At 33.1% G+C, this 1,561-nt stretch carries 3 protein-coding genes; all 3 read right to left on the minus strand.

The window, feature by feature from the left end:
• Positions 1 to 245 (minus strand): HaeIII family restriction endonuclease (locus BHECKSOX2_RS06505; protein WP_139682948.1); only part of this gene is annotated, 245 nt, incomplete at its 3' end.
• 113 nt (positions 246 to 358) lie between these two features.
• Positions 359 to 1,003: a hypothetical protein gene (locus BHECKSOX2_RS06510; RefSeq protein ID WP_139682949.1), complete on the minus strand. Its 645-nt coding sequence runs from the start codon at positions 1,001 to 1,003 to the stop codon at positions 359 to 361.
• Entirely contained in the window at positions 1,004 to 1,429 is a 426-nt protein-coding gene (locus BHECKSOX2_RS06515; RefSeq protein WP_139682950.1) for a TIR domain-containing protein, read from the minus strand.
• Between the last annotated feature and the right edge of the window lie 132 nt (positions 1,430 to 1,561).

Consider the following 1,561-nt stretch of genomic DNA (forward strand, 5'->3'; position numbering starts at 1 on the left):
TCATCTATATCATTAGAAAGCCTAGGCTCTATATCCATTAAAAAATTAACAGCAAAACTGGCTGTTAATAAATATCGTCCTTGCTCTTGATGCTGAAATTCATTGAAACACTTCTTTGCTACTCCATAAGCATCATTTTTAATAACTTCAACATTAGTAACTTTGTTTAATTTTTCTTTAAACTCGCTCAAAATTGCATATTCAAATGCTTTCCCAGTAACCATTTGAGTTGAATTATTTCCCATTACAGCATTCTACCTTTAATTTGTTCGTGGATTATGTTAGATATTTTACCTTTTTTTACCACTGTATACGAGCCACATGTTTTTTGCACATAACGCTTGAGCTCACCGGCTAATTACGAGCGCCAGCGAGTAATTAGTCCGGTGCAGCGATTTGTTATATTTTGTATGCTTGATTCATGCAACCGATAAATATACAAAATAGAGCTCGTTGCAATCACAAGATAACAGACAAAATCTATAATTTGATTTACCTCAATAGATTGCATTTCTCTAATCTCACTATTACCCCTCATTATTACACTGAAAATTATAAGACTTGGAAAGAAAATTGTATAAAGAAACCATACCCAATTTGAAAATAGAGGGTATTTACTTAAGTATGATTTTCCTTCACGAGTAAATACTTTTGTTTCTGGGTAATAACTATTTAACTTTTTTTCAAGTATGTGCAAATATCCGTACTGACGCTCTATTTCAAGTACCACTTGGTAGTATCTGGTTGTAAAACCAAGAAGTAAAAGCCACAGCAGGGTTGAAACAAAATCAGCACTCTTGCCTATTTTTATACCAGTTGCTTTATTTACATAATCATTAACAACACCCACAACCATCTCGGTAGATGATAGCTGCAATGTAAATATTGCCAATATAACGAGCAATCCATAAAACAACGTGTCTCGTTGCTTTATGGATGCTCGATGTATATCAAAGGTATCTTTGTAGTGTGAACAAAGATTATTAAACTTTGCTTCTTCCATTTATGCTTCGTTTAATGCTTTGACTATTGATTCCTGCTTGAAGCTCATAGCCCATGTTGCACCTGAACCCAAAAGCTCATCAGGGCTTGTATTAGTACTTGAAAGCTTTACTGCTACAAGTTTATTTCCGTGTTGTTTGCTTTTTGCGACTTCATAATTAAGCCAATTTTTATACCCAATCTTTTTATGGTCACTGTGCTGTTTATTTGCCTCTTTACCAACAAGAACAACTGTATAGTTGGCCTCATTGATTTTTTTAGATAATACTTGCTTAACGACTGGTACTGACCAGCTATTAATTTCAGTTGAAGAGAGATCACTGAAATAAAAATCAAAACTTGGATTTGCATCCCACGCTTTTAGTAGCGCCTTGTAATGCTTGTCATTGTCGTAGTCAAAACTTACAAAAACTTTCTTCTTAGCCATGATTTAGCTCCTTTTGATGGTTGTTTAAAAATATAACTATTATTATAAGGACATATTATCCTTACATTACGATATTAAAATTAAAAGCCTGTAAAAAACAGTGTATTTCAATCTTTTTAGGGATAAAATACA

The organism is thiotrophic endosymbiont of Bathymodiolus puteoserpentis (Logatchev), from assembly GCF_900127505.1.
In the GTDB taxonomy this organism is placed as follows: Bacteria; Pseudomonadota; Gammaproteobacteria; order PS1; family Pseudothioglobaceae; genus Thiodubiliella.